Here is a 24,410-nt window from a genome sequence, read left to right as displayed (position 1 = left end):
CTATGCGACATAGCAAACAGGATAGCTATGCCACATAGCAGTTTCCATCAATGCTGAGGCGAAACGGGAGGACCTGCACATGACCGAAGAGACCGTTGCCTTCGACGTCGAGAACGGCATCGCCTGGGTGCGCTTCAACCGGCCGGACAAGCGCAACTGCATGAACCCGGCGCTCAACCGGCGGATGATGGAGGTTCTCGACCAGCTGGAATTCCGCGACGATGTCGGCGTGCTGGTGCTGTCCGGCGAAGGCAGCGCCTGGTCGGCGGGCATGGATCTCAAGGAATATTTTCGCGAGACCGAAGCCAAGGGTCTTGGCGCCATCCGCAAGGCGCAGTCCGAAGCCTATGGCTGGTGGCGGCGGCTGCGCTGGTACGGCAAGCCGACCATCGCCATGGTCAATGGCTGGTGCTTCGGCGGCGGCTATGGCCCGCTCTTCGCTTGCGACCTCGCCTTCGCCGCCGACGAGGCGCAGTTCGCCCTGTCGGAGATCAACTGGGGCATCCTGCCCGGCGGCGGCGCCACCAAGGTGGTGGTCGACCTCCTGTCGATGCGCGATGCCATGTACCACGCGCTGACTGGCGAACTTATCGACGGCAGGAAGGCCGCCGCCTGGAAGCTGGTCAACGAAAGCCTGCCACTGGCGGATCTCAAGGCGCGTGTCACCGAGGTCGCCACCCTCCTGCTGAAGAAGAACCCGATTGCCCTGAAGGCGACCAAGGACGCCATCCGCCGCGTCGCCGAGATGACCTACGACAACGCCGAGGATTATCTGGTGCGCGCCCAGGAGGCAGCCAACTCCCACGACAATGAGGGCCGCAAGGAAGGCATCCGCCAGTTCATCGACGAAAAGAGCTACAAGCCCGGTCTCGGCAGCTACGACAAGGCCAGGTGACCTGCAAGCATAACGCAACCCTGGGGAGGAGATGCAGATGCCGGCCTGGACGACATCGGACCCCGTGGCCCTGCACGCCAGGGCGCAGCCGGATCGCGTCGCCTGTGTCGACCTGGCCACCGGCCGGCGCTGGACTTACGTCGCACTCGACGCGGCCATCCAGCGCGCTGTCGGCGTTCTCGAAGCCGGCCATGGCATCGGGCCCGGGCAACGGATCGCGACGATCGCCCGCAACAGCGCCGACTTGCTTGTCCTGCAGCAGGCCGCGATGCGGCTCGGCGCCATCTTCGTGCCGCTCAACTGGCGGCTCGCCAGCGCCGAACAGAAGACGATCCTCGAAGATTGCGATCCGGTGCTGCTGCTGCATGACTCGCCCCTCGATATGCCGCCGCCCAAAGGCTGCATGCCGGTCGAAGTCGCTGCCTTCGCGGCGGCGGTCGAGGCGCATGCACCGGCGCCGCACCGCCTGTTGCCAGCGGACGGTACGCCGTCGATCATCCTCTACACGTCAGGCACGTCTGGCCGGCCGAAAGGGGTCATCGTCACCGAGCGCAACGCCTTCGCCACGGCGATCAATTTCGGGGTGCTGGGGCGGGTCGGCAATGCCAGCATCTTCCTCTGCGACACGCCGATGTTCCATGTCATCGGCCTCATCGCCAGCTTGCGTCCACCGCTGCTGCAGGGCGGCACGGTGTTGATCTCGCCCGGCTTCGATGCCCGCCTCACCAACCGTCGCCTCGCCGATCCCGCGCTTGGCGTCACCCACTATTTCTGCGTGCCGCAAATGGCCAGAATGCTGCGCGACGATCCGGGTTTTGCGCCCGCGAACTGGACCTCGCTCACCGCCATCTTCACCGGCGGCGCGCCCAATCCGGCCGCCGACATCCTCTGGTGGCTGGCACAGGGCGTGCGCATGGTCGACGGCTTTGGCATGACGGAAGCCGGCACCGTGCTCGGCATGCCGGTCGAGGCCGACCAGATCGCCCTCAAGGCGGGCTCGGCGGGTCTTGCCGCACCGACGATCGGCCTGCGCATCGTCGGCGGGGATGACCGCGATGTCGCCGCCGGCGAGCCAGGCGAGATATGGCTGTCAGGCCCCAGCATCACATCAGGCTACTGGAACCGGCCGGAGGAGACAGCGCGCGCCTTTACCGCCGATGGCTGGTTCCGCACCGGCGACATCGGGCGGCGGGACGACGAAGGCTTTGTCACCCTCGTCGACCGCCGCAAGGACATGTTCATCTCCGGCGGCGAGAACGTCTACCCGGTCGAAATCGAGATGGCCCTGCTCGACCACCCTGCCATCGCCGAGGCGGCCGTGATCGGCGTCGCCGACCAACGCTGGGGCGAAGTCGGGCGCGCCTTCGTCGTGGTCAAACCCGGCTGCGTCGTCGATCCGGCGGATCTGGCAAGCCACTGCGGCAGCCGCATCGCCCGCTACAAGGTGCCGAAGGAGTTTTTGCTCACGCAAGCGCTGCCGCGCACCGCATCCGGCAAGATCCAGAAACACATTTTGCGCAACTGGACGGCATCGGTCAACGGGCAAGCCTGAGGCAGACAAGCCTGAGGTATGCGGCTGTTCAGCCGGTGGGCACGGCGCGAAAAATCGCGGCGGCGGCCGCAACGATTGCCGCATTGTCCTGCGCCATCTTGCCATCTGCGAGCGTCTTGCCGTCTTCCAGCCCGACCCGCGTCGACCAGCGCTTGCGCCGCGCAAGCGCAACGAACGGCCAGACCGTGGCGTCGGCGCCGTGCAGCAGGATCGGCCGCCGCACCCCGGCGCGCTCGAGCACGGCGGCGATGCCATGCGCCTCGTCAAGTGCTGCGGCCAAGTCCTGGGTGTCGATCTCGATCAGGATGCGCAACACCCGGTCGTGGCCGGCAAGACCGACGAAGCGCTCGGCATCGGCGACGGTGGCAAGCCCCGCCTCGATGCCGACGCCGCGCTGGCGCAGCAATTCCATCACGGCGGGCGCGTCGGCCTCCGACAGATTGACCGAGGCATAGTCGGGCAGTTCCCGCCAATCGGCAATCGCCGCGCGGGTCCGTTCGACATCGTTCTCGATCCAGGCGCCGGTCGACACGCCGATGAGCGTGCCCGGGCAGGCCTGGCGCACCGCCAGCACGGTGGCATCGACGGCCGCCAGGCTTTCGCGCCCGTCGTCGCGCGGGTGGATATGCAGTTCGGCCGCTCCGGCGGCGACGCAGGCCGCGGCGTCGCTGGCCATCGCCTGTGCATCGAGCGGCAGCCTGGGGTGGAAATCGCGCGGACGCGCGCCGTTGATACAGGCCTGGACGATCATCGATCTCACCTCGGACAAGGACGTCACAGTCTAGCCGTGCAGCAAGAGGCGGCAAGGAGTTGGGCGAAGTCTCTGCTGCAGCGCGGGCAAGATTGGCAGCATTTGAATAAAAGCCGCCTGTGGATATTTACCCCGCGTTCCGCCAGGCCCGGCAAGATACATTAGGGCGGGATCATGGAGAGACGATTGACCAGTGATTTTTCAGCCGCCCGCATCCATCTCGAACGCGCCTATCACTATCTGCGTGGCAGTGACGAGACGAGCCGCACGGCATGCGACGCCCTCGATCTGTTGATCGAAATGGTGGCGGAAGCACAGCACAAGCGATCCGAGGCTGGGGTGCTGGAGTTTCCGCAATCGACGGCGCGGCGAACCGCCTAGGATGTGACGAGATTCAGGTCAGGCCGGTCGGCCCGGCCTGGATCTCGACACCCTGGATCACGATGCCTTGCGGGCCGCAACCCCTTCGGTGGCGCGCATGACGATCTGGTCCAGCGGTTCCGGCCGGTGCAGCAAGAACCCCTGGCCGAAGGCGACGCCCATGTCGCTCAGCATCGTCAACGTGTCCTGCCGTTCGATCTTCTCGCCCACAACATCGCAGCCCAGGCTGCGGGCAATGCTGGTGATGGCCAGCACGATCTCGCGGTCGAAGCGGCTTTGCGTGATGTGCTCGATGAAGGAGCCGTCGATCTTGATCGTGTCGACGGGGAAGCGCCTGAGATATTCGAACGAACTCATGCCGGCGCCGAAATCGTCGAGGCTGACCCGGCAGTGCCGCTCGCGCGCCTTGCGCACAAATTGTTCGGCGGCGTCGAAATTCGTGACCGCGGCGGTCTCGGTGATCTCGAAGCCGATGCCCGAATGCGGCGCCCCGGTCTGCTCGATGACGCTGTCGACGAACTCCCACAGCTGCGGATCGCTCAGCGTCTGCGCCGACAGGTTGAAGCCAAGCGTCAGCGTGCCCGCGCGCAAGGCCGCGCCATGCCGCGACAGCGCGGTGCGGATGATCCAGCGGTCGAGCCTGGAAGCGATGCCGAACCGCTCGGCCACCGGAATGAATTCGCCGGGCGGCACCAGCCGGCCATTGCGCGCGGAGAGCCTCGCCAGCACCTCGACATGGCGGCTTTCTTGCCAGGGTCTGCCCAGCAGATGGATTTCCTGGCCGAACAGTTTCAGCCGTCCGTCTTCCATGGCGTCGACGGTGTCGGCGGCGATGCGCGCTGCATTCAGCCCGCCCGACCCCGATTCCGCGGTCGCCGAGAACACCGCGAAACGGTTGCGTCCGGCGGCCTTGGCCGCGTAGCAGGCGTCGTCGGCGCAGGCGAGCGCGTCGGCCACCGTGGTGCTGGCGTCATCGACGAAGGCGATACCGATCGAGGCCGCCAGCTTGCGCGTCGACGCGGCCAGGCCGAGATCGGCTTCGCGCACCGCGCCAAGCACGGCAGTTGCGATCCGCTCGGCCTGCGCGGCATCGCAATGCGGCACCAGCAGCGCGAATTCGTCGCCGCCCAGCCGCGCCGCATGCGCCGATGGCGGCAGGCAGCCGCGAATGCCGGCGGCAACGCTCTTCAGCGCCATGTCGCCGGCGGCGTGGCCGGCGAAATCGTTGAGCGCCTTAAAGTAGTCGAGATCGACATAGAACACCGCCAGCGGCGCACCTGCGGCGATATGGTCGGCGAGTTGCCGGTCGAAGGCGGAGCGGTTCCACAGGCCGGTCAGCGCGTCATGGCGGGCCTGGTAGGCGAGCTCCTGCTCGCGCAGCTTTTCCTCGGTGATGTCTCGTACGGTGCCCAGGATCTGGCCCGCGGCACCCGCGGCGGCGATGAAGCGGACCAGCGATTCGACATGGCGGAGCTCGCCGTCGCGCCTGATGATGCGGTATTGATTGGCGATGACGCCATCCGTTCCGACTGCCGCCTGGTGGGCTCGCTCGGTGACCTCCTTGTCGTCGGGATGCAGATAGGTGTGCCAAAGGTCGGCCGTCACCTCGTCGGTGTCTGCAACGAGGCCGAATATATCCCTGGTTCGGGTGTCCCAATAGCTCTTGCTGGTGGCGATGTCGTGGTGCCAGATGCCGGTGCCGCTGGCGGCGAGCGCCAGGCGGAAGCGCACATTGACCTGTTCAAGCTCGGCTTCGGTCGCCTTCTGCCTGGTGATGTCGGTCTGCACGCCCATCAGCCGCAGCGGCCGCCCGTCCGCGTCGCGCTCGACGATGCCGCCGCGATCGAGCACCCACACCCAATGGCCCAGCTTGTGCTTCAGCCTGAGTTCGGTCTCGATGGCGTCGGTCTGTCCGGCAATGTGGCGGTCGCCGCTGGCCAGCGCGCGCTCGCGATCGTCGGGATGGGTCAGCTGCAGCCACAGGTCGCTGGCGTTGGCAAGTTCGCTTTCATCATAACCCAGCATCCGCGCCCAAGTCGCGGAATAGAAGCAGTCGCCGGTCGCAAGATCCCAGTCCCAGACGCCAAGATGGGCGCGTTCCAGGGCCTTGGCCCAGAACGTTCCATTGCGACTTTTCTTGTCCTGACGCGTCATCGTCTGTTTCGCTCATCCCCGCCGCGGAGCAATCTGCAGCAAAACCAGAGAAGAAACAGTTACCGTTGGAGGGCCGGCCGAGAGCGGTGATCCGGCATTGCCAAATTATCGGCAGCATTCCCAATTCCTGCAACGACCTTCCCGCCTTTCGATTGGCCGGCAAGAAGCGGAGTTTTGCGCCCGCCGGATCGTCCTAGTGCTTGCCCCAGGACACCGGCCAGTCCGGTGACCCCCAAGACAAAGACAAGCAAACAACAAGAGGACGTCCCAATGACCAAACAGGAAGACAACAAGGCCGTCGTCGTCAGATGGTTCACCGACTTCTGGGGTGAGATCGGCGATCTGTCTGTGGTCGACGACATCGCCGCGCCGGACATGCTGCTCAAATACTCGCTGCATGAGCCGCGCCGTGGCCGCGATGACATCAAGGCCTTCATGACCGACTTCCGCGCCGCCTTCCCGGACCTCAACTTCTGGGCCACCGCCGACCTCATCGCCGAGGGCGACTACGTCGTCGGCCAGTGGGAGGGCGGCGGCACCCACACCGGTCCGGCCTTCAGCGATTTCCTCGTCGGTTCGCTGCCCGCCGCCACCGGCCGCACCATGCGCTTCACCGGCACCACCGTGCTGAAGGTGGTCGACGGCAGGATCGTCGAGGAGATCGGCCTCGACGACGGCGTCGCCGCCCTCACCCAACTCGGCCTGATCACGGCCGCCTGATTGCAGGGCCATCGCCATCCAAGCGATGGCTCTCTTTCAATCCAGCCCAAGCCCGACGACAAGGTAGCCTGCAACAATCGAAAGCCTCGGATGGCGGCGAATGATGCTGCAGCGTCGCGGCGCAACATCTTCGTCAACGAATCCTTGCCAACAAATCGCGCATTATAACTGTATAATTTTTATGATTTTACTTTGGTGAAAGTGTAAACCAGGCGGTAATACATTCTCTGCGAAATACTCCATACAGTTTTCTGGGCAGCTGGCGGGATGTCCTTCTATGAATGCGCACAACGGGCAGAGTAGCGGTAATCGCCGCTCAGTTGCCATTTTTGACCTGGACATCGCGGCAACCAGGAGCGGCTGGCTGCTGACTGCCCTGTGTCTGGCCTATGCCGTGACCGCGCTCTACCTGGAGCCGGATCGCTATCTGCATCTGGCGCATTCCTATGCCAGGCCGTTCGTCTTCTTCCTGCCCGCGCTTCTGGCGGCGGGGCTCGGCCTGGTGGCGCTGACATTTGCCAGGCACAACCCGACCAGATTCATGCTCGACACGCTCAGGCAGCGTTGGCTGGCAGCCGCACCCGTCATCCTTTTGTTCTTTCTCGGCATCACCGCCTTCACTACCTTGAAGGTCGCCATCCCGGACATCGTGCCATTCTACGCCGACCGCGTCCTGGCGGAGCTTGATGTTCGGCTGCACGGCGCCGATCCCTGGACATGGGCGCACAGCGTCGTTCCCGAACCGGCTTCAGCCGTCATCTTCGCCGGCTACGCATATGTCTGGCATGTCCAATGGTTCGGCATTCTGCTGTTCGTTGCCTTCTGGAACGATCCGGTCAGACGCTTGCGCTATCTATGGGCGTTCGCACTGACCACGATCCTGTGCGGCACCGTTCTTGCGACCCTGCTGTCGTCCACCGGCCCGATATTCTATGACCAGTTCTACGGCGGCGACCGGTTTGCCGGACTGCAGATCGCCCTGGCGCGGAACGGCTACTCCGCGTCGATCGATGCCTATGCCAGCTATCTCTTTGCGGCCTACGAAAGTGGTCGCCCGGAACTGGGTACCGGCATCTCCGCCATGCCGAGTGTGCATGTTGCAATCGCCACGCTCAATGCGTTCTTCCTGGCCGGCTTCGGTTGTCGGTGGGCTATCATCGGCTGGTCCTTCGCGGCGCTGATCCTGTTCGGCTCGGTTTACACCGGCTGGCACTATGCCGTGGATGGCTACCTCTCGATCCTTGTCGTGTCGCTGCTCTGGTCCCTGACGGGGCGTTTCGTCCTGCCGCAAGCGAGCCGGGATATCGCCGAGGTGGGATCGGCGATTCCGGATCCGGCGCCACAATGACCGGGCCCGACTAAAGCCGGGCAACCGCGACCCCACAGCTTCGGACGAGTGGCCAGGCGGCATTGGCGCCGCCTGGCTTTGCCGGCTACTGGCTCGGCGCCATCGCGTGTTCGCATGACACGTTCGGGTTCATGTCGGCGAAGGTGCCGGTCGGGTTGCCCTTCCAGGCCCAGACATGCAGTTCGTAGAACGCGCCCAGGCCGTAGCGATTGGGCGCGCTGTTGAAGTTGAACAGCTGTCCGTCCAGCGACGCCGGCCCCTTCGAGGTGATGTATTCGACCGCCACCAGCTTCAGCGTGCCGTCGTCCATCGGCTCGTACATCACGGCTTCGGGACGGGCGATGTCGATCTTGTCGTCCTTCAGATACCGGCCGTTGACGTAGTGGATGCCCATTGCGCCGCCGGTGATGCCGCTGGCGCAGGGAATGGGCGCATAGCCCTCAGCCATAGCTGCCTCGAGGTCGACAAACCGGCTGTTGGCAGCCCGTACCTTGTCGGCCAGCGGATTGGGCTCGGACGCAGGTGCAGCCGCTTCCTGATGCGCCTGCGCGAACGCTGTGCAGACGGCCAGCATGGCCCCCGCAATGAGAAGCCTGTTGCGGAAATTGAGTGTCATCTTCATTCCATTCTTCTTGAAAAAGCACAGATGGCCGGCCGCCGAAAAAATACGGAGGCCCGACACGCAAGCGCTGTGACTGTTGTTGCTTGGATATCCCGCGATCGATGCGACGAATGCCGGGAACGGTCATCCTTTCGGCAGGTACGGGATCGTTCCGGCCAGATCGGTGTTGTCGATCATCTGGAAACGGCTGTCGCTGCCATCCTGACGGGCCGTGACGAACGGCGCATAGGCCGGATCGCTGGTGAAGGCGCGCGCCGCCGCTTCCGACGGGAACGCCATCAGGGCGATCAGCGTGGTGTCGAGCGGCTTGCCTTCAAGCGTCTTCACATTGCCGCTGCGCGACAGATATCTGCCGCCATGCTTATGGACGAGATCGTGCACCGACGCGGCGTAGGCCGGTATCCACCGCGGGTCCTTCACCTTGATGTCTGCGATAATGTAGGCGGTCATGGGTCGTCTCCTGGTTTGCTGTGCAAGGGGTATCCCCTGCAACCGGCCAAAGGGCTCGCATGTCAGGGCACTCGCCAGCCAGTCCGCGATCTGTACCGGGGCAGTACAGTTTCCGTACTGGCCGCTTCATTCATGAAGGCCTAATATTCAGCCTAGGTTCGAGGGAGAGGCCGCAATCATGACCCAGCACGGATACAAGCAGTTCTGCCCGCTATCGATGGCCGCCGAGGTGCTCTGCACCCGCTGGACGATGGTGCTGCTGCGCGAACTGGTGGCGGGCTCGACCCGCTTCAACGACCTGCGCCGCGGCGTGCCGAAAATGTCGCCGACCCTTCTGTCGCAACGGCTGAAGGAGCTCGAACTGGCGGCGATCATCGAGCGCAAGGAAGTGCCGGGCGAGAAAGGCATCTTCGAGTATCGGCTGACGGAGGCTGGTCGGGATTTGCGCCCGGTCGTCGAGGCGATGGGCTTCTGGGGACAGAAGTGGGTCGAGTCCCGCCTGTCGCTGAAAAACCTCGATCCGTCGCTGCTGATGTGGGACATGCGGCGCAATCTGAACCCCTCGCCGCTGCCCGAGGGGCGCACGGTGATACAATTTCTGTATCATGAGCTACCGGCGTCCAAACGGTCGTGGTGGCTGATCGTCGAAAAGCACGGCGAGGTCGATCTGTGCTGGTACGATCCGGGCTTTGACGTCGATCTCTACGTCTCGACCGACCTGCACACGATGACGGCGATCTGGATGGGGTTGATCACGGTCGAGAAGGCCGGGGCAAAGGTCGCCTTGACCGGCGATCAGGACATCGCGCGGAAGATGCAGACATGGCTCGGGCTCAGTCCGTTCGCGATCGAACCCAAGCGGGCGGCATAGCAACGACGGCTCAGGGACGACGATCGGCGGCGCTTGGCAGGAAACGGGTGGCGGGGCCGGTTTTTGGCGGCTTCAATGCGGCCATGTTCATCACCCTGGCCAAAAATCTGAAATCCACGCCGCTGCCGGTTGCCGACGATCCGCGCTGGGCGCGCATCGTCGCGCGCGACAAGGCGGCCGACGGGAAATTCTGGTATTCGGTGGCGACGACCGGCGTCTATTGCCGGCCTTCCTGCCCGTCGCGGCGCGCCAACCCGAAGAACGTGCAGTTGCACAGCACGCTGGATCAGGCCAAGGCAACCGGCTTTCGCCCGTGCCGGCGCTGCAATCCGAACGGGCCGTCGCTGGAGGCCGGCAACGCGGCGATGGTTGCCGATGCCTGCCGCAGGATCGAGCAGAGCGAGGAAGAGCCGTCGCTCGGTGAACTGGCGGCCGCCGCCGGCCGCAGCGCCGGCTATTTCCACCGCGTCTTCAAGGCGGTCACCGGGCTGACGCCGAAGGACTATGCCGCCGCCCACCGCGCCGCAAGGGTCCGCCAGGGCCTCGAGGACGGCAGCAGCGTGACAGTGGCGATCTACGATGCCGGCTTCAATTCGAGCGGGCGTTTTTACGAGAAATCGACCGGCATGCTCGGCATGACGCCGACACGTTACCGCGCCGGTGGCGCCCATGAAGAGATCCGCTTTGCCGTCGGCGAATCCTCACTCGGATCCATACTGGTCGCCTCGAGCCAAAAGGGCGTCGCCTCGATCCTGCTTGGCGACGACCCCGACGCGCTGGTGCGCGACCTGCAGGATCGTTTTCCCAAGGCACGGCTGATCGGCGGCGACCGCGACTATGAGGCGCTGGTCGCTCGCGTCGTCGGCTTCGTGGAAGTGCCGGCGCTCGGCCTCGACCTGCCGCTCGACGTGCGCGGCACCGCGTTCCAGCAGCGCGTCTGGCAGGCATTGCAGGATATCCCGGTCGGCAGCACTGTTTCTTACTCTGAAATCGCACAGCAGATCGGTGCGCCAAAGGCGATCCGCGCCATCGCCGCCGCCTGCGCGGCCAACACTCTTGCCATCGCCATTCCCTGCCATCGCGTGATCAGGAAAGATGGTGCCTTGTCCGGCTACGCCTGGGGTGCGGAGCGCAAGCGCGCGCTGCTCGACCGTGAGACGTCCGGCGGATCGGGCACGGTGAAGGTGCCTGACACCGCATACCGGTCTTCGCGGGCCTGACGGCGGGAGGACCTGGCGGCAATGCGCGCGATGGCAAGGCCTCCCACCACCGATGCGAAGCCCCGCGGCAACGGCACTGCCGCCACCCCACGGTCCCAAGACGCGAAATCGCTGGTGATGACCGCCATCGGCGAGCTGGTCGATGGCGGCAAAGCCGAGTGGAATTTGACCACGAGCGGCGAGATCGAGCTGCGCTTGTTCACCGGCGAGGTGTTCCTGCTCGGCGAGTTCTCCGTCGCCCGCCTCGCGTGACGAAGGGTGAACGGTTCAAAATCAGCGCCCTACGGCGGGCGCTTCTTCACAGGCTGCGATTTGAATTTGAAAGCAAGCACCGGAGTGAGGACCGGACGCCGTCTCGGTAGGGTTCGGGCACAGACAAAGGAGTGAAGGCAATGAACCTCATGCAAAGCCAAATGACCGCACCGGCGGCGATAGCCCGCAACGCCGCCCTCGACACCATCGCCTATGCCATCGGCCAATCCGCGATCGGCAGGATCCTGGCGGCGCGCAGCGCCATCGGCGTCTGCGCCATCCTGATCGACTCGAACGCCGACGCGCTGGAGCGGGACCTCGGCAACCGCTTCCCCGGCGAGATGCTGGTCGAAGACGGGGCCGGATTGCGCGACGATCTCGCGGCCATAGCGCGCTTCATTGAAACGCCCAGCGTCGGTCTCGATCTTCCGCTCGACATGCGCCACGGCACGCCATTCCAGCAGAGGGTGTGGGACATGCTGCGCACCATTCCTTGCGGCGCCACCATCACCTACACCGCATTGGCCCGCCGCCTCGGCCAGCCGAACGGCGCCCGCGCCGTGGCGACGGCCTGCGCCACCAACGCGATCGCGCTCGGCATTCCCTGCCACCGTGTTGTCCGCGCCGACGGCACGCTGGCAGGCTACCGCTGGGGCGTCGAGCGCAAGCGCGCCCTGCTCGACAAGGAGGCCGCTCAATGAACGCCCACGCCAAGGTTGCCGCATCCGTGGTCGAAGCCGCCGAGGCGCGCGTCGCCGGTTACGACTGGCCAGCCCTTGCCGCCGATCTCGACGGCTTCGGCTGCGCGGTGATCGAGAAATTACTCTCGCCCGAACAATGCCGGCAGATCGCCAGTCTCTATCCCCAGGAACAGCATTTCCGCAGCCACATCCATATGGCCAGGCACGGCTTCGGCAAGGGCGAGTACCGCTGTTTCCGCTACCCCTTGCCGGACCTGCTCGGCGGTCTGCGCAGCGCGCTCTATCCCAGGCTGGCCGAGGTCGCCAACCAGTGGAACGAGCGTATGGGGCAAGCCATGCGCTACCCCGCGACGCATGCCGAGTTTCTCGAACAGTGCCACGCCGCCGGCCAGACGCGGCCGACGCCGCTGTTGCTGCAATATGTGCCCGGCGACTTCAACTGCCTGCACCAGGATCTCTATGGCGACCTCGCCTTCCCACTGCAGGTGGCGATCCTGCTTTCCGAACCGGGCAAAGATTTCACCGGCGGCGAGTTCGCGCTGACCGAGCAGCGGCCGCGCATGCAGAGCCGGGTCGAGGTGGTGCCGCTGCGCCAGGGCGACGCGGTTGCCTTCGCCGTCCACAACCGGCCGGTGCGGGGAAGCAAGGGCAATTATCGCGTCAATTTGCGTCACGGCGTCAGCCGGCTGCGCTCAGGCATGCGCCACACGGTCGGCATCATTTTTCACGATGCCAAGTGAGCATGGTCTCCCGGACAAGGAGGAGCACAAAATTCATCCAGCGTCGGCGGATGCCATGTCCAGGATCCACGGGCAGGCATAATAGTCGGCAATATGGTCGATCACGCCGCCATCGGCATGGATCCAGATACGCCGGCCGCCAGACATGGCCTTGCAGCCTGTCGACGACCACGATTTCCCCGCCGATCGCGCCCCGCCGCATGCGCTGACACCGAGCTTGCAGCAGGACGCTCACAGCGACGGCTCGGTCTTGCCAATGCCGTCCTTTGGTAGCAATCTCAGCTCGGGATCCGGGCGACGACGGCGCTCGGCGCGGGCTCGGCTGAAACAAACGTCACGCCGTTGAGGGGAACCGATCATGACCCGCGACCAGATGCTCGCCCACCTCCGCGCCGCCGACGCCGTCGCGCGCGAAGCGAGGGCGCATGGGCATCATCCGTTCGGGTGCGTGCTGGTCGGGCCCGACGATCGCGTGCTCATGCGGCAGGGCAATCTCGACACCGTGCGCCATGCCGAGACCGAGCTCGCCCGCCGCGCTGCGGCTGCTTACGAGCCGGAGTTTCTCTGGCAATGCACGCTGGTCTCGACCTTCGAACCATGCGCGATGTGCGCCGGAACGATGTATTGGGCGAACATCGGGCGGCTGGTCTACGGGGGCGATGAGACCAAGATCCTGGCGCTGACCGGAGATCACCCGGATAATCCGACGATGAGCCTATCCTCGCGTACCGTGTTCGGCTCCGGCCAGAAAAAGATCGAGGTCTTTGGCCCCTTCCCCGAAATCGAGGACGAGCTGCACGAGCCGCACCGCGATTTCTGGCAGCGCTGACGCGGTGGCTGAGGAAAGGTCGCGTCTGCAACGATCCCGGGCACGAGGCAGCAGAATCCATCCTGCCAGTCGATCCGGTACCTAGACCGCCGGCGCGTAGCGGTTGACCACCATGCCGCAGGCATAGGCCTTCGAGCCGAGCAGGCGCAGGGTCTTGAAACCGCCCTGGTCGAAGATCCGCCGTCCCGCACCCAGAACCGCCGGGTTGACGAACAGTTGGAACTCGTCGACCAGCCCGGCCGCGATCAGGGCGGAAGCGAAACCGGCGCCGCCGAAGACGGCCATGTCGCCGCCCTCGCCCGCCTTCAGTGCGTTGACTTCGCGCGGCAGGTCGCCGCTGGCCACCGTCGTGCGCTCCCATCGCGAGGCTTTGAGCCTGTCGCTCAGCACCACTTTCCGCGCATCGACGATGCGCTGCGCGAAGGCATAGAACGGATCGCTCGCAGATTTCTCCGCCGCCTTGCCCCAATGGGTGAGATACCCCTCCTCGGCCATCTTACGGCTGAGCAGGATGGTGTCGATGCTGGCGAAGACGGTGTTGAAATCCTGCTTCAGCGCCTCGTCCCAGGCGCAGCCGTCGCCCCATTCCCACAGCTGCCAGTGATGGTCGTCGTCGGCGCCGACAAAGCCGTCGACCGACATCTGCATCTGCAGGATCAGCTTTTTCATCGTCATTCTCCTCGGTTGTCCGGCTCAAGGATGCGGGCGAAAGCCTGCGCCAAGCGCGCTGCCATGGTCAGCATGGAATACTTTACATTTGGAACCATTGACGCAAGATAAAAATGATGTCAATTGTAAAGTGATTTAAAAATGGAACCATAGCGATGTCGACCAAGGGAAAGTCCGGCTGTCCGATCAACCTGTCGCTCGAACTGCTCGGCGACCGCTGGACACTGCTCATCATCCGCGACCTGATCTTTGCTGGAAAAAAGCATTTTCGAGAATTCCTGCAGTCCGACGAAGGCATCTCCTCGCGCACGCTGGCCGAGCGGCTGCAGACGCTGCAGGACGAAGGCATCCTCACTCGCAGCGACGACCCGACGCATGGGCTGAAGACGGTCTATCGCCTGACAGAGGCCGGCATCGACCTTTTGCCCGTGCTGGCGACGCTCGGCGCCTGGGGCAGCAAGCATCGCAAGGCCGACGACAAGCTCGCCCGGACCGCCGACGAACTGGCAGTCGGCGGCGAGGTCGCGCTGGAACAGATGAAAGCGGCGTTGCGAGCGGAGCATAGCGTTTAGGTGGCCGCGCCGGCTTGACAATTATCCCCTTTTGTTCTCTATTTGTTCGCGTCTATCAGCAATTTCGGATGTGCGGACGGATGGAAACGACAGCCACCATCCTGCATGCCGATCTCGACGCCTTCTATGCCTCCGTCGAGCAGTTGCTCGACCCGTCGCTGCGCGGCAAGCCGATCGCGGTGGGCGGTGGCGTCGTGCTCGCCGCCTCCTATGAGGCGCGCGCCTTCGGGGTGCGCGGCGGCATGCCGGGGCGCAAGGCGCGCGAGCTCTGCCCGCAGCTGATCTTCGTCGGCGGCAAGTTCAGCGACTACCAGCGGCTGGGCGACGCGGCGATCAAAGTGCTCGACGATTTTACTCCGCTGGTCGAGCGCATCTCCATCGACGAGGCCTTTGCAGACGTCTCCGGCTGCACGCATCTGTTCGGCTCGCCGCGAGAGATCGCCACGACGATCCGCCGCCGCGTGCGGGCCGAACTCGGCCTGCCGATCTCGATCGGCGTGGCGCGTACCAAGCATCTGGCCAAGATCGCATCGCAGGTCGCCAAGCCAGACGGGCTGGTGGTGGTCGACCCCGGCACCGAGATCGCCTTCCTGCACGACCTGCCGGTCGGGCTGATGTGGGGCGTCGGCCCGGCGACCAAAGCGCGGCTGGCCGAAATCGGGATTGAGACCATCGGCCAGTTGGCCAGGACGCACAGCGGCGCGCTGACGCGGCTGCTCGGTCCCGCCGCCGGCGAAAAGCTGTCGGCGCTGTCGTGGAACCGCGACCCGCGCAGACTGGAGACCAAGCGCCGGGCGCATTCGGCCGGCGCGCAATCGGCGCTTGGGCAGAAACCTGCCGTGGCGCGGGTCATCGTGCCCACTCTGCTGCATCTGGCGGACCGCGTCGCCAGTCGGCTGCGCGCCAAGGCGCGGCCCGGCCGCACGGTGACGGTGCGCGTGCGCTTTGCCGATCTCAGCGCCGTCACACGCTCGATCACGCTCGACCAGCCGATCTCGGCTACCACCATGCTGGCCGAGATCGCCGGCGACCTGGTGCGCGGCGTGCTTGCCGACCACCCGCACGAGAGGACGATCTCGCTGCTGGCGATCTCGGTCTCGCACCTCGAGGAAAGCGCCGAGCTCCAGCTCGAACTGCCGCTCGGCCTCGCCGACGAGAAGCGGCGACCGGGCACGCGGAAAGGCCTGGCGCGCTTCGGCGCCGACCGCGCCATCGACAAGATCCGCGAGCGCTTCGGCAAACAGGCGGTCGGCTACGGCACGGTGGCGCTGGAGGCGGCACGCTCGGTCCCCGACGAATTCAGGGAGTTGGCGGAGAAGGGGCTGTAAGCGCAGCGGAAGCTATTCGACTCGTGCATGTGACCGCGCAAGTTATAACTGAGGGCGGCAAAGAGTGACTTGATTTCCGCCCTGGCTATTCGAGTAAGGTAGCGGCCACAAGGCATGGAATCCGATGTTCGCAGCCTTCATCGTTTGCGCGTCAGTCACAGCCCTCAGCGCGGTTGTCAGTCTCGGTTTCTCCTTGGCTGCCGCCATGAACGAGACCGGCAACGCCCGGACAATAACACTGTACGGTTGTGCACGCAGCGTGGCTTTGGTGGTCGCAAGCGCCGTGCCATTTTTTACAGGTTCGACGGAATGGCTTGAAGCCATCGCCTGGATAATGATCCTTGTGCAGGCTGGAGATGCGGTCATAGGCACCACGATCGATGATCGGACGAAAACCTTCGGCCCGGCCTGCGCCTCGCTCGCCAACCTTCTGGCTCTCCTATGGCTCATCCAGTCTGTTCAGTGAGACCACGACAAACAGCCTCAGCGCACGGTCTCGCATCTCGAGGAAAATGCCGAGTTGCAACTCGAACTGCCGCTCAGAGCAGAATCCCCAAACAGTCGATCAACCCCTGATCGCCTTGCCGGCTTGCTGCAGCAGCTCGAATGCTGCGAAGCGCTTGGCGTGCCAGCCGGCCAAAGAACCGTCGGGATGATAGACTTCGCCAAGTTCCGACATGCCGGCCATGGCTGTCACCAGATCCTGGTAAGCCCCGGCGGCGACGGCGCCCAGCATTGCCGAGCCGAGCAGCACCGGCTCCGGCGAGATCGACGCCACCACCACCATGCCTGTGGTGTCGGCCAGCAGCTGGCGCACCAGCGGGCTTTGCCCGGCGCCGCCGCTGACCACGATGGTGTCGACGGGAATACCCTTATCATGTTCGGCCCGCACGATCTGGCGCGCGCCGTAGCCCAACCCAGAGACGCCGGCGACATAGAGTCCGACCAGGCTGTCGAGGCTGGTGTCGAGATCGAGCCCGGCAATCAGCGCACGCGCATCCGGATCGGCGAACGGCGCGCGGTTGCCGAGAAATTCCGGCACGACATGGATATCGCCGACAAGGGCCGGCGTCGCAGCAGCACCCCCACGGCCTTGCGCCTGCAGCGAGAGCCAGGCGCTGAGGCTGACGCCCTCGGCCTGTGCCTTGGCCGCCGCTTCGCCAGCCGCCGGGTGCATGCGCACCAGATGGTCGATGGCCGCGCCCGCCGCCGATTGGCCGCCCTCGTTCAGCCATAGGCCCGGCACCATGGCCGAGAAATACGGACCCCAGACGCCGTCGACGAAGGCGGGTTCGGCGGTCGACGACATGGTGCAGGCCGAGGTGCCGAAGACATAGGCCATGCGTGACAAAACACTGCCGAAGTCGCCGCGCGCACCGACCGTGCCGACGCCACCGGCATGCGCGTCGATCAGCCCGGCCGCCACCGCCGTACCGGGAACAAGGCCAAGGTCCGCCCCCGCTTGCGCGGTCAGCCCGCCGCCGAGAGCGGCACCCGCCGGCACGATCTCGGTGCCGATGCGCGTGAACGCCTCGTCGGCCAGGCTGCCGAGCCCGATGGTCCGGAAATAGGTCTCGTCCCAACGGCTCTCATGCGCCAGATAGGTCCATTTGCAGGTTACGGTGCAGACTGAGCGGGCAAGGCTGCCCGTCGCCCGCCAGGTTAGGAAGTCGGCGAGGTCCATGAACTGCCAGGCGGCATTGAAGGTGTCGGGCCTATTTTCGGCCAGCCACAAAAGCTTCGGCGTTTCCATCTCCGGCGAGATGACGCCGCCGACGTAGTTCAGCACCGCCTCGCCGCTGCGGTTGATGCGGCGCGTCTGCTCGACCGCACGATGATCCATCCAGACGATGATGTTGCGTTCGGGATTGTTGGACGGGCCGACCGGCAACGGCACGCCGCCCTCGCCCAGCACCACCAGCGAACAGGTGGCGTCGAAGCCGATGCCGGCGATCGCTTCGGGCGCGATGCCGGCTTCGGCCACGGCGGCGCGAGTGGCACGGCACACCGCCCGCCAGATGTCGTTGCTCGACTGCTCGACGATGTCGCCGGGCTCGCGCCAGACCTCGATGTCCTGCTTGGCCGAGGCAAGCAGGTTTCCCATGTGGTCAAACACCCCGGCCCGCGCGCTGCCGGTGCCGACGTCGATGCCGAGGTAGTGGGGCATAATGGAACCTTCGGTTCAGGGGAGTAGGCAGTAGGCAGTAGGCAGTAGGCAGTAGGCAGTAGGCAGTAGGCAGTAGGCAGTAGAAGATTAGCGAGTCAGGCTAGAACGCAGGAAGTGCTTTTTTTCGACCGGAGGTCGGACAGTAAAGGTGTCTACATCTTCCCCTACTGCCTACTGCCTACTGCCTAATACCTACTGCCCTACTCCCCTCACAAATCATTGCTCTGCGGCAGGATCACCAGATCCCGGATCGTGACGTTGCGCGGCCGGGTAAGCATAAACATCACCGCCTCGGCCACCTCGCGCGGCTGCATCAGGCCGCCGGCGGCAAGCTCTTCCTCGAGCTTGGCCTTCGGCCAGTCGCTGACCAGCGCCGTCACCACCGGGCCGGGCGCCACCGCGCCAACGCGCAGGCCGTGTTTCGCCACCTGCCGGCGCACCGTGTGGACGAAGGCCTGCACGGCGTGCTTGGACGCGGTGTAGATCGGCTCCCAGACCACCGGAACCAGCCCGGCGATCGAACTGGTGACGATGATGTCGCCGGTCTTACGTTCGACCATGTGCGGCAGCACCGCGTGGATCGAGCGGAAGACGGCGTTGATGTTGAGGTTCAGCATGCGGTCCCAGGCGTCGGGATCACCGGTCAGCACCTCGCCGCCGACATAGGCACCGGCATTGGCATGGAAGATGTCGAGCTGGCCGGCCTTTTCCAGGATCTGCGGCATCATGGTGGCGACGCTTGCCGGCTGCATCAGGTCGATCACCAGCGGGATCGCCTTGGAGCCGAGTTCGGCGCACAGGCTGTTCAGCGTCGCCTCGGCGCGGTCGACCAGCACCACGCTGGCGCCCGCCGCCAGCATATATCTGGCGCATTCGAGGCCGATGCCCGATGCGGCACCGGTGATGGCCGCAACTTTTCCGCTCAGTTCCTGACTCATTTTTCTCTTCCTGTTGATGGGTTCAGGCCCGGCCATGGGAAACACGCGAGCGGCGGGCCAGCGAGTCGACGATGACTGCGATGGCAAGCACGGCGCCTGTGATCATGTACCGAAGCGACGAAGACAGATCGAGCAGCGTCAATCCGCTGGCGATCGACTGGATGACGATGATGCCGAGCAGTGCCGAATAGGCGCTGCCGCGGCCGCCGAACAGGCTTGTGCCGCCGATGACGGCCGCCGCGATGGCGTTGAGGTTGACGTCGCCCGTACCGGCCTGCTGGCTCGCCGAAGCCAGCCGCGCCGCCGACAGCACGCCGCCAAAGGCGGCCAGCATCGAGCACAGCACGAAGGCGCTGGAATAGATCAGCCGCACATTGATGCCGGCGCGCCGTGCCGCCTCGCGGTTGCCGCCGACCGCCGACATCGAGCGGCCCCATTTCGTCCGCGTCAGCGCGTAGTGCATGGCGATGACCAGGCCGACGAACAGGCCGAACATCCACGGAATACCGCGCGCCTGGTTGAGATAGAAGACGATGAGTTCGATCACGATCGTGATCGCCACCGCGCGCGTCACGAGACCGCCGGTCGAGGGCGCCGACAGGTTGGCGGCGCGGCGGCGCGCAACGGTGCGCAGGCCGGTGACCAGCATGACGATGCCCGGCACCGCCGCCAGAGCGAACGACACGAATTTCGGCATCACCAGCAGCTGGCCGAAGTTCACCAGGTTCGAGCCGTAGGGTAGGTTGATCGAGCCAGTCGAGCCGAGGATGTAGAGCTGCAGGCCAAGCACCGCCAGCAGGCCGGCCAGCGTCGAGACGAAGCTCGGCATGCCGAGCCGGTTGAACAGCAGCGCATAGAGCGCGCCGATGAAGCCGCCGACGGCGATCGCGGCGAGGATGGCGAGCGCCACCGGCCAACCCTGGTTGACCCACAGCGTGCCGACCAGGGCCGAGGCAAAGCCGCTGATCGAACCGACCGACAGGTCGATCTCGCCGACCATCAGCACGCAGACGATGCCGAGCGCAATGACGCCGACGGTCGAGGAATCGAACAGCAGGTTGACCAGATTGCTGCTCGATAGGAAGATCGGGTTGATGCTGGCGAACACAGTCCAGATGATGACCAGCCCCACGATGACCGGCAGCGAGCCGAGATCGCCCGAGCGCACCCGGTCGAAGAAGGCGCGGATGGCGCCGCTCAAGCCGGCCTCATGCTTGACGCGCACATCGGCGCGGTCGAGCTGCGGCGGCACCGGCGCCGTCTGTTGCACGTCGCGGCTCATGGGTGTGGCTCCTGGGTTTGATCCTGGCGTGCTTGCCTGCGCTCGGCGCGCCGCGACACCGAATTGTTCGACGCGCCGGTGATGGCGCTGACCAGCTCCTGGTTCGAGGCGTCGGGCGTGAAGATGCCGTTGTTGCGGCCAAGCCGCAGCACGACGATGCGGTCGGCGACGGCGCGCACGTCTTCCATGTTGTGGCTGATGATGACAACGCCGAGGCCGCGGTCGCGCACGCGCTCGATCAGGTTGAGCACTTCCGCTGTCTGCGCAACACCGAGGGCCGCCGTCGGTTCGTCGAGCAGGATGAGCTTGGGCTCGAGCAGCAGCGAGCGGGCTATCGCCACCGTCTGGCGCTGGCCGCCCGACAGCGACGCGACCACTTCGCGCACACTTGGGATGCGTGCCGACAGCTCGTTGAGCAGCGTCCAGGCGCGCACTTCCATCGCCACCTCGTCCAGCCGCAGCGGGTTGAGCTCGCGGCCGAGGAAGATGTTGGCGACGATGTCGAGGTTCTCGCACAGCGCCAGGTCCTGGAACACGGTGGCGATGCCGAGCGTCAGTGCCGCACTGGGGTCGGCAAGCGTCACCTGCTTACCGCGAAAGCTGATGGTGCCAGTGCTTGGCTGATGCACGCCGGCGAGAATCTTGACCAGCGTCGACTTGCCGGCGCCATTGTCGCCGACCAGCGCCACCACCTCGCCGGCATGGACATCGAGATCGATGTCGGTCAGCGCCGAGACGGCGCCAAAATTCTTGGAGATGCCGCGTAGGCTGAGCACCAGCTCGCCTGTCGGAACCGGTCCGTCCGGGGTATCGATCATGCCTGGAACACCTTTCAAAAAACCGGTTCAAAAGCGGTGAGCGCTGCCTGGCCGCCGCGTGGGCGGCCAGGCAGCGGAGCGGGCAAGGGTCGCGGTCAGCCCCCGATGCCCAGCTTCTTGCAGCCTTCCGCGTAGCGATCGACGCAGAGTTCGGCCGCGGTGTTGATCTTCTTGTCGATGATCTCGGCCTTCAGGTTTTCCTGCGTCACCACCGCCGGCGTGAACAGCTGCGAGGGCGTGTCGTACAGCGTCATCTCGGCTTTCGGCGTTTCGCCCGAAAGCAGCTTGATGGCGACGTTGGCGGCGGCCGCGGCCACGATCTCGCTCGGCTTGGAGATGGTGTTGTACTGGTCGCCGGCGATGATCAGCTGCAACGCGGCGATCGTCGCGTCATTGCCGGTCACCGGCGGCACCGGATCGACGCCGGCCGCCTTGAAGGCGGCGATGGCGCCACCACCGGTGCCGTCATTGGCGGCGACGACACCGAGGATCTTCGGGCCGAAGCGAGTGATCTGGCCGCCGGCCCATTGCTGCGCCTTCGGCGGCGCCCATTCCGGCGTGTCGTATTCGGCCAGGATCTGGTAGCCGCTGTTGTCGAGGCCTGCATGGATACCCTTCTTGATCAGGCCTGCCGCCGCGTCGGTCGGCGAGCCGTTGATCTGCAGCACGCCGCCGGTGGCCGGATCGACCTTCAGCGCCTTCAGATGCTCGACCAGCGAGTCGGCGATCGCCTTGCCGATGCCTTCATTGTTGAACGAGACATAGAAGTCGGCCGGCGCGGTCGGGATCGGCCGGTCATAGGCGATGACCTTGATGCCCTGGCTCTGCGCCAGTTTGACCAGCGAGGCGGCGGCGGTCGAATCTACGGGATCGAGCACGATCGCCTTGGCGCCCTGCGAGATCACCGAGTTGAACTGCTGCTGCTGGCGCGAGGCGTCGGCATCGGCGTTCTGGTAGAGCACCTTGCAGCCCGGGCACAGCTTCTTCATCTCGGCGGCGAAGCCGGGATAGTCGTGCTGTTCGTAGCGGGTCGAGGCCTGGTCGGGCATCAGGAAGGCGACGGTGGCGTCGGTGACTTCGGCAGCCCTGGTGATCGCGGCGGTGCCGGCCAGCAGCGACAGCGCAAGGGCTGCCATGCCGGCGGACTTCCCAGCGGACTTCATTGAAAATCTGGTCATTCGGTCTTCTCCGTTTCTGGATATGGTTGTAAGAAGGTCGTTGACTGCTGTTGTGAAGACGCGCCTCCGCCCCGCCCCAACTGCAATTGGGAACCAGGGCTCGGCGCCGGCCTTTCAAGCCGCGCCGACATCCTCCGCTGACGAAGGATTTTCGGGACAAGCGCTCTCCATCGCGGACCGCGTCATGCGGGCCACGTTGTCATGCGAAGAATTGTGTTTCCTCCCTTGGTTCCTTCCTGGCTCCTCCGTTAAGCGGCTTTTCCCGCGTTGATGTTGTCGGCCAGCAGGCGCCTGAAACGCGAGGGCGGCATGCCCTTCTCGGCCAGGAACTGCCGGTTGAAATTCGACAGATTGTTGAAGCCGACCTCGTAGCAGATGTCGGTGATCGAGGCCTGCTCGTCGCTCATCAGGATCTGGCAGGCGAGGTTGATGCGCAGCCGCTTGACATACTGCACCAGCGACATGCCGGTGTGGCGGCGAAACGAGCGCGAGAAGGCGCCGGTCGATTGGCCGGCGATAGCCGCGAGATCCGCCTCGTCGAACAGCTGCGTCAGGTTCTCCCTGATATAGGCGAGCGCCTTGTTCATGCCGGCGGTCATGTAGCCCGACGGATCGGGCCGGTAGCTGGCGCTGGCCAGCAGCTGGAACTCCTGCGCGCGGCTGAGCAGACCGGCAATCATCATGAACAATTCGATGCGGCGCACGCCTTGCGCCTGCATCATCTCTTCCATCAGCGGCGCCAGCTCCTTGCTGGTGCGGTTGGAAAACAAAACGCCGCGCCGCGATGCCTCGAGCAGCGGCCCGAGCCCCGCCAGTTCCGGCAGCACATGCATGGCGTCGCCGATGAAGCTTTCCGAAAACTGGATGATGCGGCCGCGCAGCGGGATGGAGCTGTCCCTCGGGATATCGCTGACCCAATTGTGCGGCAGGTTCGGCCCGGTCAGCACCAGATTGCCCGGCTCGAATTCGCCGATGAAGTCGCCGACGAAATAGCGCCCGTTGGTGAAGATCACCTGATGCAATTCATATTCGGGATGGAAATGCCAACGCACCGTGTGGAAAGGGTAGCCATGCGACCACGCCTTGAAGGACTCACCGCGTCGTATCTGGACAACTTCCAGGTCCGGTTCCATGTCCGTTTCCTCCCGGGCCGGCACGGATCGTCGCCGCGTTCGGCCCACATTCCCTAAACCGGCCGAATTGGTTTCGGCTCTGCATTTCGAGACCACGGTACCGGCTCATGACAGTAGGCGCCACCACGATTCAGGGCAACGGATGATACTTTTTTAACCGGGAGAGGATGCGGAGAGGCGATATTCGGGCAGGATGGGGTCAGCGCTTCCGATTGGGCTGGCTGACGCGGATGCGTGGCGGGTGGTGGTCACACGCCCACTCTGCGTCCCCCGCATATCAGAAAGTAGCAATCTTCGTAGCGAGTGCGTTCAGGGCCGGATTCCGGCATCGTCCTGCTGCCGTCATGATAGCTTTGAAGAAGGCGCGAGCATTGCGCCACCTTGATCACCCTGACATTGGGAAACAAGGTAACGGCGGCTTCTGACCGCGCCAGAGAAACGGCCGTGAGGACGAGACATTCGAGCCCGAGACTGGCGGCAAGAAAAAAATCGACGTTGCGCATTGGCGTTCCCGAATACGTTCGGGCGATGTTCCTGACAACGCAGAACCCGCGTCATGATTAACATGTGGATAGCGGCACCCTCCTATCATCGAGTGCGATCTGGCGCTTGGCGAACGAGGCCTCATCACGTGATAACGGCGACCGGCCCTTCTTCTGGCGTTCCGGATGCCAGGTGAACTCGCCGGGCTTGAGATCCTTGATATCCTGAAGCGTTTCGGCGGCGAAGCTTCGCGCCGCTGGCAACAACGCCAGCACATACCCCTTTGGGGTTATGGTCGCCGCGCGCCGGCTAAGTCATGTTTCCCTTCATCTTCAAGAAATGCGAACGGCAGCCCG

General features: G+C 64.9%; 26 protein-coding genes. 14 read left to right on the top strand and 12 right to left on the bottom strand.

All coding sequences use genetic code 11. The features are described 5' to 3' along the window. Positions 1–79 precede the first annotated feature (79 nt). Together AC1D10_RS30840 and AC1D10_RS30835 are read left to right on the top strand one after the other, a co-directional pair. Positions 80–895: a p-hydroxycinnamoyl CoA hydratase/lyase gene (locus tag AC1D10_RS30840; protein ID WP_477278578.1), complete on the top strand. Its 816-nt coding sequence runs from the start codon at positions 80–82 to the stop codon at positions 893–895. Between the two features lie 31 nt (positions 896–926). Beyond that, positions 927–2,447, top strand: coding sequence for an AMP-binding protein (locus AC1D10_RS30835; RefSeq protein WP_477278577.1), 1,521 nt, complete (start codon positions 927–929; stop codon positions 2,445–2,447). Positions 2,448–2,475: 28 nt separating this feature from the next. Here the strand turns inward: AC1D10_RS30835 and AC1D10_RS30830 are convergent, their stop codons facing one another. Further along, positions 2,476–3,198: a 3-keto-5-aminohexanoate cleavage protein gene (locus AC1D10_RS30830; protein ID WP_477278576.1), complete on the bottom strand. Its 723-nt coding sequence runs from the start codon at positions 3,196–3,198 to the stop codon at positions 2,476–2,478. Positions 3,199–3,384: 186 nt separating this feature from the next. Between AC1D10_RS30830 and AC1D10_RS30825 the strand changes: the two genes are divergently transcribed. Next, the gene (locus AC1D10_RS30825; protein WP_477278575.1) at positions 3,385–3,579 is read left to right on the top strand and encodes a hypothetical protein; all 195 of its coding nucleotides are present in this window, start codon (positions 3,385–3,387) and stop codon (positions 3,577–3,579) included. Between the two features lie 57 nt (positions 3,580–3,636). On the opposite strand, the gene AC1D10_RS30820 is transcribed toward AC1D10_RS30825, so the two are convergent. Beyond that, positions 3,637–5,733 carry an EAL domain-containing protein gene (locus tag AC1D10_RS30820; protein WP_477278574.1) on the bottom strand — a complete coding sequence of 699 codons (2,097 nt, stop codon included), beginning with the start codon at positions 5,731–5,733 and terminating at the stop codon, positions 3,637–3,639. Between the two features lie 270 nt (positions 5,734–6,003). Between AC1D10_RS30820 and AC1D10_RS30815 the strand changes: the two genes are divergently transcribed. Next, positions 6,004–6,453 carry an ester cyclase gene (locus AC1D10_RS30815; RefSeq protein WP_477278573.1) on the top strand — a complete coding sequence of 150 codons (450 nt, stop codon included), beginning with the start codon at positions 6,004–6,006 and terminating at the stop codon, positions 6,451–6,453. 277 nt (positions 6,454–6,730) lie between these two features. Continuing rightward, positions 6,731–7,801 carry a phosphatase PAP2 family protein gene (locus AC1D10_RS30810; protein WP_477278572.1) on the top strand — a complete coding sequence of 357 codons (1,071 nt, stop codon included), beginning with the start codon at positions 6,731–6,733 and terminating at the stop codon, positions 7,799–7,801. A gap of 85 nt (positions 7,802–7,886) precedes the next feature. Here the strand turns inward: AC1D10_RS30810 and AC1D10_RS30805 are convergent, their stop codons facing one another. Next, positions 7,887–8,423 (bottom strand): hypothetical protein, encoded by a 537-nt coding sequence (locus AC1D10_RS30805; protein WP_477278571.1) that lies wholly within the window; start codon positions 8,421–8,423, stop codon positions 7,887–7,889. A 123-nt stretch (positions 8,424–8,546) separates the two neighbouring features. Further along, positions 8,547–8,873, bottom strand: coding sequence for a DUF1330 domain-containing protein (locus AC1D10_RS30800; RefSeq protein ID WP_477278570.1), 327 nt, complete (start codon positions 8,871–8,873; stop codon positions 8,547–8,549). Positions 8,874–9,051: 178 nt separating this feature from the next. Between AC1D10_RS30800 and AC1D10_RS30795 the strand changes: the two genes are divergently transcribed. The 6 genes from AC1D10_RS30795 to AC1D10_RS30770 all read left to right on the top strand — a co-directional run bounded on the left by AC1D10_RS30795 (position 9,052) and on the right by AC1D10_RS30770 (position 13,486). Further along, a complete protein-coding gene (locus AC1D10_RS30795; RefSeq protein WP_477278569.1) occupies positions 9,052–9,744 on the top strand; it encodes a winged helix-turn-helix transcriptional regulator in 693 nt (230 codons plus the stop codon). An 83-nt stretch (positions 9,745–9,827) separates the two neighbouring features. Beyond that, positions 9,828–10,964: a bifunctional DNA-binding transcriptional regulator/O6-methylguanine-DNA methyltransferase Ada gene (ada, locus tag AC1D10_RS30790; protein ID WP_477278653.1), complete on the top strand. Its 1,137-nt coding sequence runs from the start codon at positions 9,828–9,830 to the stop codon at positions 10,962–10,964. Positions 10,965–10,985: 21 nt separating this feature from the next. After that, the gene (locus AC1D10_RS30785; protein WP_477278568.1) at positions 10,986–11,216 is read left to right on the top strand and encodes a hypothetical protein; all 231 of its coding nucleotides are present in this window, start codon (positions 10,986–10,988) and stop codon (positions 11,214–11,216) included. 140 nt (positions 11,217–11,356) lie between these two features. Continuing rightward, positions 11,357–11,917, top strand: coding sequence for a methylated-DNA--[protein]-cysteine S-methyltransferase (locus AC1D10_RS30780; RefSeq protein WP_477278567.1), 561 nt, complete (start codon positions 11,357–11,359; stop codon positions 11,915–11,917). Beyond that, on the top strand, positions 11,914–12,657 hold the full coding sequence (locus AC1D10_RS30775; RefSeq protein ID WP_477278566.1) for a 2OG-Fe(II) oxygenase: 744 nt from the start codon (positions 11,914–11,916) through the stop codon (positions 12,655–12,657). The genes AC1D10_RS30780 and AC1D10_RS30775 overlap by 4 nt, the downstream gene beginning before the upstream one ends. A gap of 358 nt (positions 12,658–13,015) precedes the next feature. Beyond that, positions 13,016–13,486 carry a nucleoside deaminase gene (locus tag AC1D10_RS30770; RefSeq protein ID WP_477278565.1) on the top strand — a complete coding sequence of 157 codons (471 nt, stop codon included), beginning with the start codon at positions 13,016–13,018 and terminating at the stop codon, positions 13,484–13,486. An 81-nt stretch (positions 13,487–13,567) separates the two neighbouring features. Here the strand turns inward: AC1D10_RS30770 and AC1D10_RS30765 are convergent, their stop codons facing one another. Further along, the gene (locus AC1D10_RS30765) at positions 13,568–14,155 is read right to left on the bottom strand and encodes a dihydrofolate reductase family protein (RefSeq protein WP_477278564.1); all 588 of its coding nucleotides are present in this window, start codon (positions 14,153–14,155) and stop codon (positions 13,568–13,570) included. A 155-nt stretch (positions 14,156–14,310) separates the two neighbouring features. Here AC1D10_RS30765 and AC1D10_RS30760 point away from each other — a divergent pair, with 155 nt between their 5' ends. The 3 genes from AC1D10_RS30760 to AC1D10_RS30750 all read left to right on the top strand — a co-directional run bounded on the left by AC1D10_RS30760 (position 14,311) and on the right by AC1D10_RS30750 (position 16,521). Further along, entirely contained in the window at positions 14,311–14,727 is a 417-nt protein-coding gene (locus AC1D10_RS30760) for a winged helix-turn-helix transcriptional regulator (protein WP_477278563.1), read from the top strand. Positions 14,728–14,807: 80 nt separating this feature from the next. Further along, a complete protein-coding gene (dinB, locus tag AC1D10_RS30755; RefSeq protein ID WP_477278562.1) occupies positions 14,808–16,055 on the top strand; it encodes a DNA polymerase IV in 1,248 nt (415 codons plus the stop codon). A 124-nt stretch (positions 16,056–16,179) separates the two neighbouring features. Then, positions 16,180–16,521 (top strand): hypothetical protein, encoded by a 342-nt coding sequence (locus tag AC1D10_RS30750; RefSeq protein WP_477278561.1) that lies wholly within the window; start codon positions 16,180–16,182, stop codon positions 16,519–16,521. Between the two features lie 99 nt (positions 16,522–16,620). Here the strand turns inward: AC1D10_RS30750 and AC1D10_RS30745 are convergent, their stop codons facing one another. The 7 genes from AC1D10_RS30745 to AC1D10_RS30715 form a co-directional block, all read right to left on the bottom strand. Then, a complete protein-coding gene (locus AC1D10_RS30745) occupies positions 16,621–18,225 on the bottom strand; it encodes an FGGY-family carbohydrate kinase (protein ID WP_477278652.1) in 1,605 nt (534 codons plus the stop codon). 206 nt (positions 18,226–18,431) lie between these two features. After that, positions 18,432–19,160 (bottom strand): SDR family oxidoreductase, encoded by a 729-nt coding sequence (locus tag AC1D10_RS30740; protein WP_477278560.1) that lies wholly within the window; start codon positions 19,158–19,160, stop codon positions 18,432–18,434. Positions 19,161–19,182: 22 nt separating this feature from the next. Further along, the gene (locus AC1D10_RS30735) at positions 19,183–20,442 is read right to left on the bottom strand and encodes a sugar ABC transporter permease (protein WP_477278559.1); all 1,260 of its coding nucleotides are present in this window, start codon (positions 20,440–20,442) and stop codon (positions 19,183–19,185) included. After that, the gene (locus AC1D10_RS30730) at positions 20,439–21,260 is read right to left on the bottom strand and encodes an ATP-binding cassette domain-containing protein (RefSeq protein ID WP_477278558.1); all 822 of its coding nucleotides are present in this window, start codon (positions 21,258–21,260) and stop codon (positions 20,439–20,441) included. Before AC1D10_RS30730 ends, AC1D10_RS30735 begins: the two co-directional genes overlap by 4 nt. 95 nt (positions 21,261–21,355) lie before the next feature. After that, positions 21,356–22,438, bottom strand: a complete 1,083-nt coding sequence (locus AC1D10_RS30725; protein ID WP_477278557.1) for an ABC transporter substrate-binding protein — start codon at positions 22,436–22,438, stop codon at positions 21,356–21,358. A 248-nt stretch (positions 22,439–22,686) separates the two neighbouring features. Then, positions 22,687–23,571, bottom strand: coding sequence for a helix-turn-helix domain-containing protein (locus AC1D10_RS30720; protein ID WP_477278556.1), 885 nt, complete (start codon positions 23,569–23,571; stop codon positions 22,687–22,689). A gap of 248 nt (positions 23,572–23,819) precedes the next feature. Continuing rightward, positions 23,820–24,074 carry a hypothetical protein gene (locus AC1D10_RS30715; protein WP_477278555.1) on the bottom strand — a complete coding sequence of 85 codons (255 nt, stop codon included), beginning with the start codon at positions 24,072–24,074 and terminating at the stop codon, positions 23,820–23,822. Positions 24,075–24,410: the final 336 nt, after the last annotated feature.

This window comes from Mesorhizobium sp. P2_A8, assembly GCF_056404935.1.
This window is presented reverse-complemented; position numbering and strand designations above follow the sequence as displayed.

Excerpts from the sequence above, each read along its gene's own strand:
- AC1D10_RS30840 (WP_477278578.1), top strand. The coding sequence starts at position 80 with ATGACCGAAGAGACCGTTGCCTTCGACGTCGAGAACGGCATCGCCTGG.
- AC1D10_RS30835 (WP_477278577.1), top strand. The coding sequence starts at position 927 with ATGCAGATGCCGGCCTGGACGACATCGGACCCCGTGGCCCTGCACGCC.
- AC1D10_RS30830 (WP_477278576.1), bottom strand. The coding sequence starts at position 3,198 with ATGATCGTCCAGGCCTGTATCAACGGCGCGCGTCCGCGCGATTTCCAC.
- AC1D10_RS30820 (WP_477278574.1), bottom strand. The coding sequence starts at position 5,733 with ATGACGCGTCAGGACAAGAAAAGTCGCAATGGAACGTTCTGGGCCAAG.
- AC1D10_RS30815 (WP_477278573.1), top strand. The coding sequence starts at position 6,004 with ATGACCAAACAGGAAGACAACAAGGCCGTCGTCGTCAGATGGTTCACC.
- AC1D10_RS30810 (WP_477278572.1), top strand. The coding sequence starts at position 6,731 with ATGAATGCGCACAACGGGCAGAGTAGCGGTAATCGCCGCTCAGTTGCC.
- AC1D10_RS30805 (WP_477278571.1), bottom strand. The coding sequence starts at position 8,423 with ATGAAGATGACACTCAATTTCCGCAACAGGCTTCTCATTGCGGGGGCC.
- AC1D10_RS30800 (WP_477278570.1), bottom strand. The coding sequence starts at position 8,873 with ATGACCGCCTACATTATCGCAGACATCAAGGTGAAGGACCCGCGGTGG.
- AC1D10_RS30795 (WP_477278569.1), top strand. The coding sequence starts at position 9,052 with ATGACCCAGCACGGATACAAGCAGTTCTGCCCGCTATCGATGGCCGCC.
- ada (WP_477278653.1), top strand. The coding sequence starts at position 9,828 with ATGTTCATCACCCTGGCCAAAAATCTGAAATCCACGCCGCTGCCGGTT.
- AC1D10_RS30785 (WP_477278568.1), top strand. The coding sequence starts at position 10,986 with ATGCGCGCGATGGCAAGGCCTCCCACCACCGATGCGAAGCCCCGCGGC.
- AC1D10_RS30780 (WP_477278567.1), top strand. The coding sequence starts at position 11,357 with ATGAACCTCATGCAAAGCCAAATGACCGCACCGGCGGCGATAGCCCGC.
- AC1D10_RS30775 (WP_477278566.1), top strand. The coding sequence starts at position 11,914 with ATGAACGCCCACGCCAAGGTTGCCGCATCCGTGGTCGAAGCCGCCGAG.
- AC1D10_RS30770 (WP_477278565.1), top strand. The coding sequence starts at position 13,016 with ATGACCCGCGACCAGATGCTCGCCCACCTCCGCGCCGCCGACGCCGTC.
- AC1D10_RS30765 (WP_477278564.1), bottom strand. The coding sequence starts at position 14,155 with ATGAAAAAGCTGATCCTGCAGATGCAGATGTCGGTCGACGGCTTTGTC.
- AC1D10_RS30760 (WP_477278563.1), top strand. The coding sequence starts at position 14,311 with ATGTCGACCAAGGGAAAGTCCGGCTGTCCGATCAACCTGTCGCTCGAA.
- dinB (WP_477278562.1), top strand. The coding sequence starts at position 14,808 with ATGGAAACGACAGCCACCATCCTGCATGCCGATCTCGACGCCTTCTAT.
- AC1D10_RS30750 (WP_477278561.1), top strand. The coding sequence starts at position 16,180 with ATGTTCGCAGCCTTCATCGTTTGCGCGTCAGTCACAGCCCTCAGCGCG.
- AC1D10_RS30740 (WP_477278560.1), bottom strand. The coding sequence starts at position 19,160 with ATGAGTCAGGAACTGAGCGGAAAAGTTGCGGCCATCACCGGTGCCGCA.
- AC1D10_RS30735 (WP_477278559.1), bottom strand. The coding sequence starts at position 20,442 with ATGAGCCGCGACGTGCAACAGACGGCGCCGGTGCCGCCGCAGCTCGAC.
- AC1D10_RS30730 (WP_477278558.1), bottom strand. The coding sequence starts at position 21,260 with ATGATCGATACCCCGGACGGACCGGTTCCGACAGGCGAGCTGGTGCTC.
- AC1D10_RS30725 (WP_477278557.1), bottom strand. The coding sequence starts at position 22,438 with ATGACCAGATTTTCAATGAAGTCCGCTGGGAAGTCCGCCGGCATGGCA.
- AC1D10_RS30720 (WP_477278556.1), bottom strand. The coding sequence starts at position 23,571 with ATGGAACCGGACCTGGAAGTTGTCCAGATACGACGCGGTGAGTCCTTC.
- AC1D10_RS30715 (WP_477278555.1), bottom strand. The coding sequence starts at position 24,074 with ATGCGCAACGTCGATTTTTTTCTTGCCGCCAGTCTCGGGCTCGAATGT.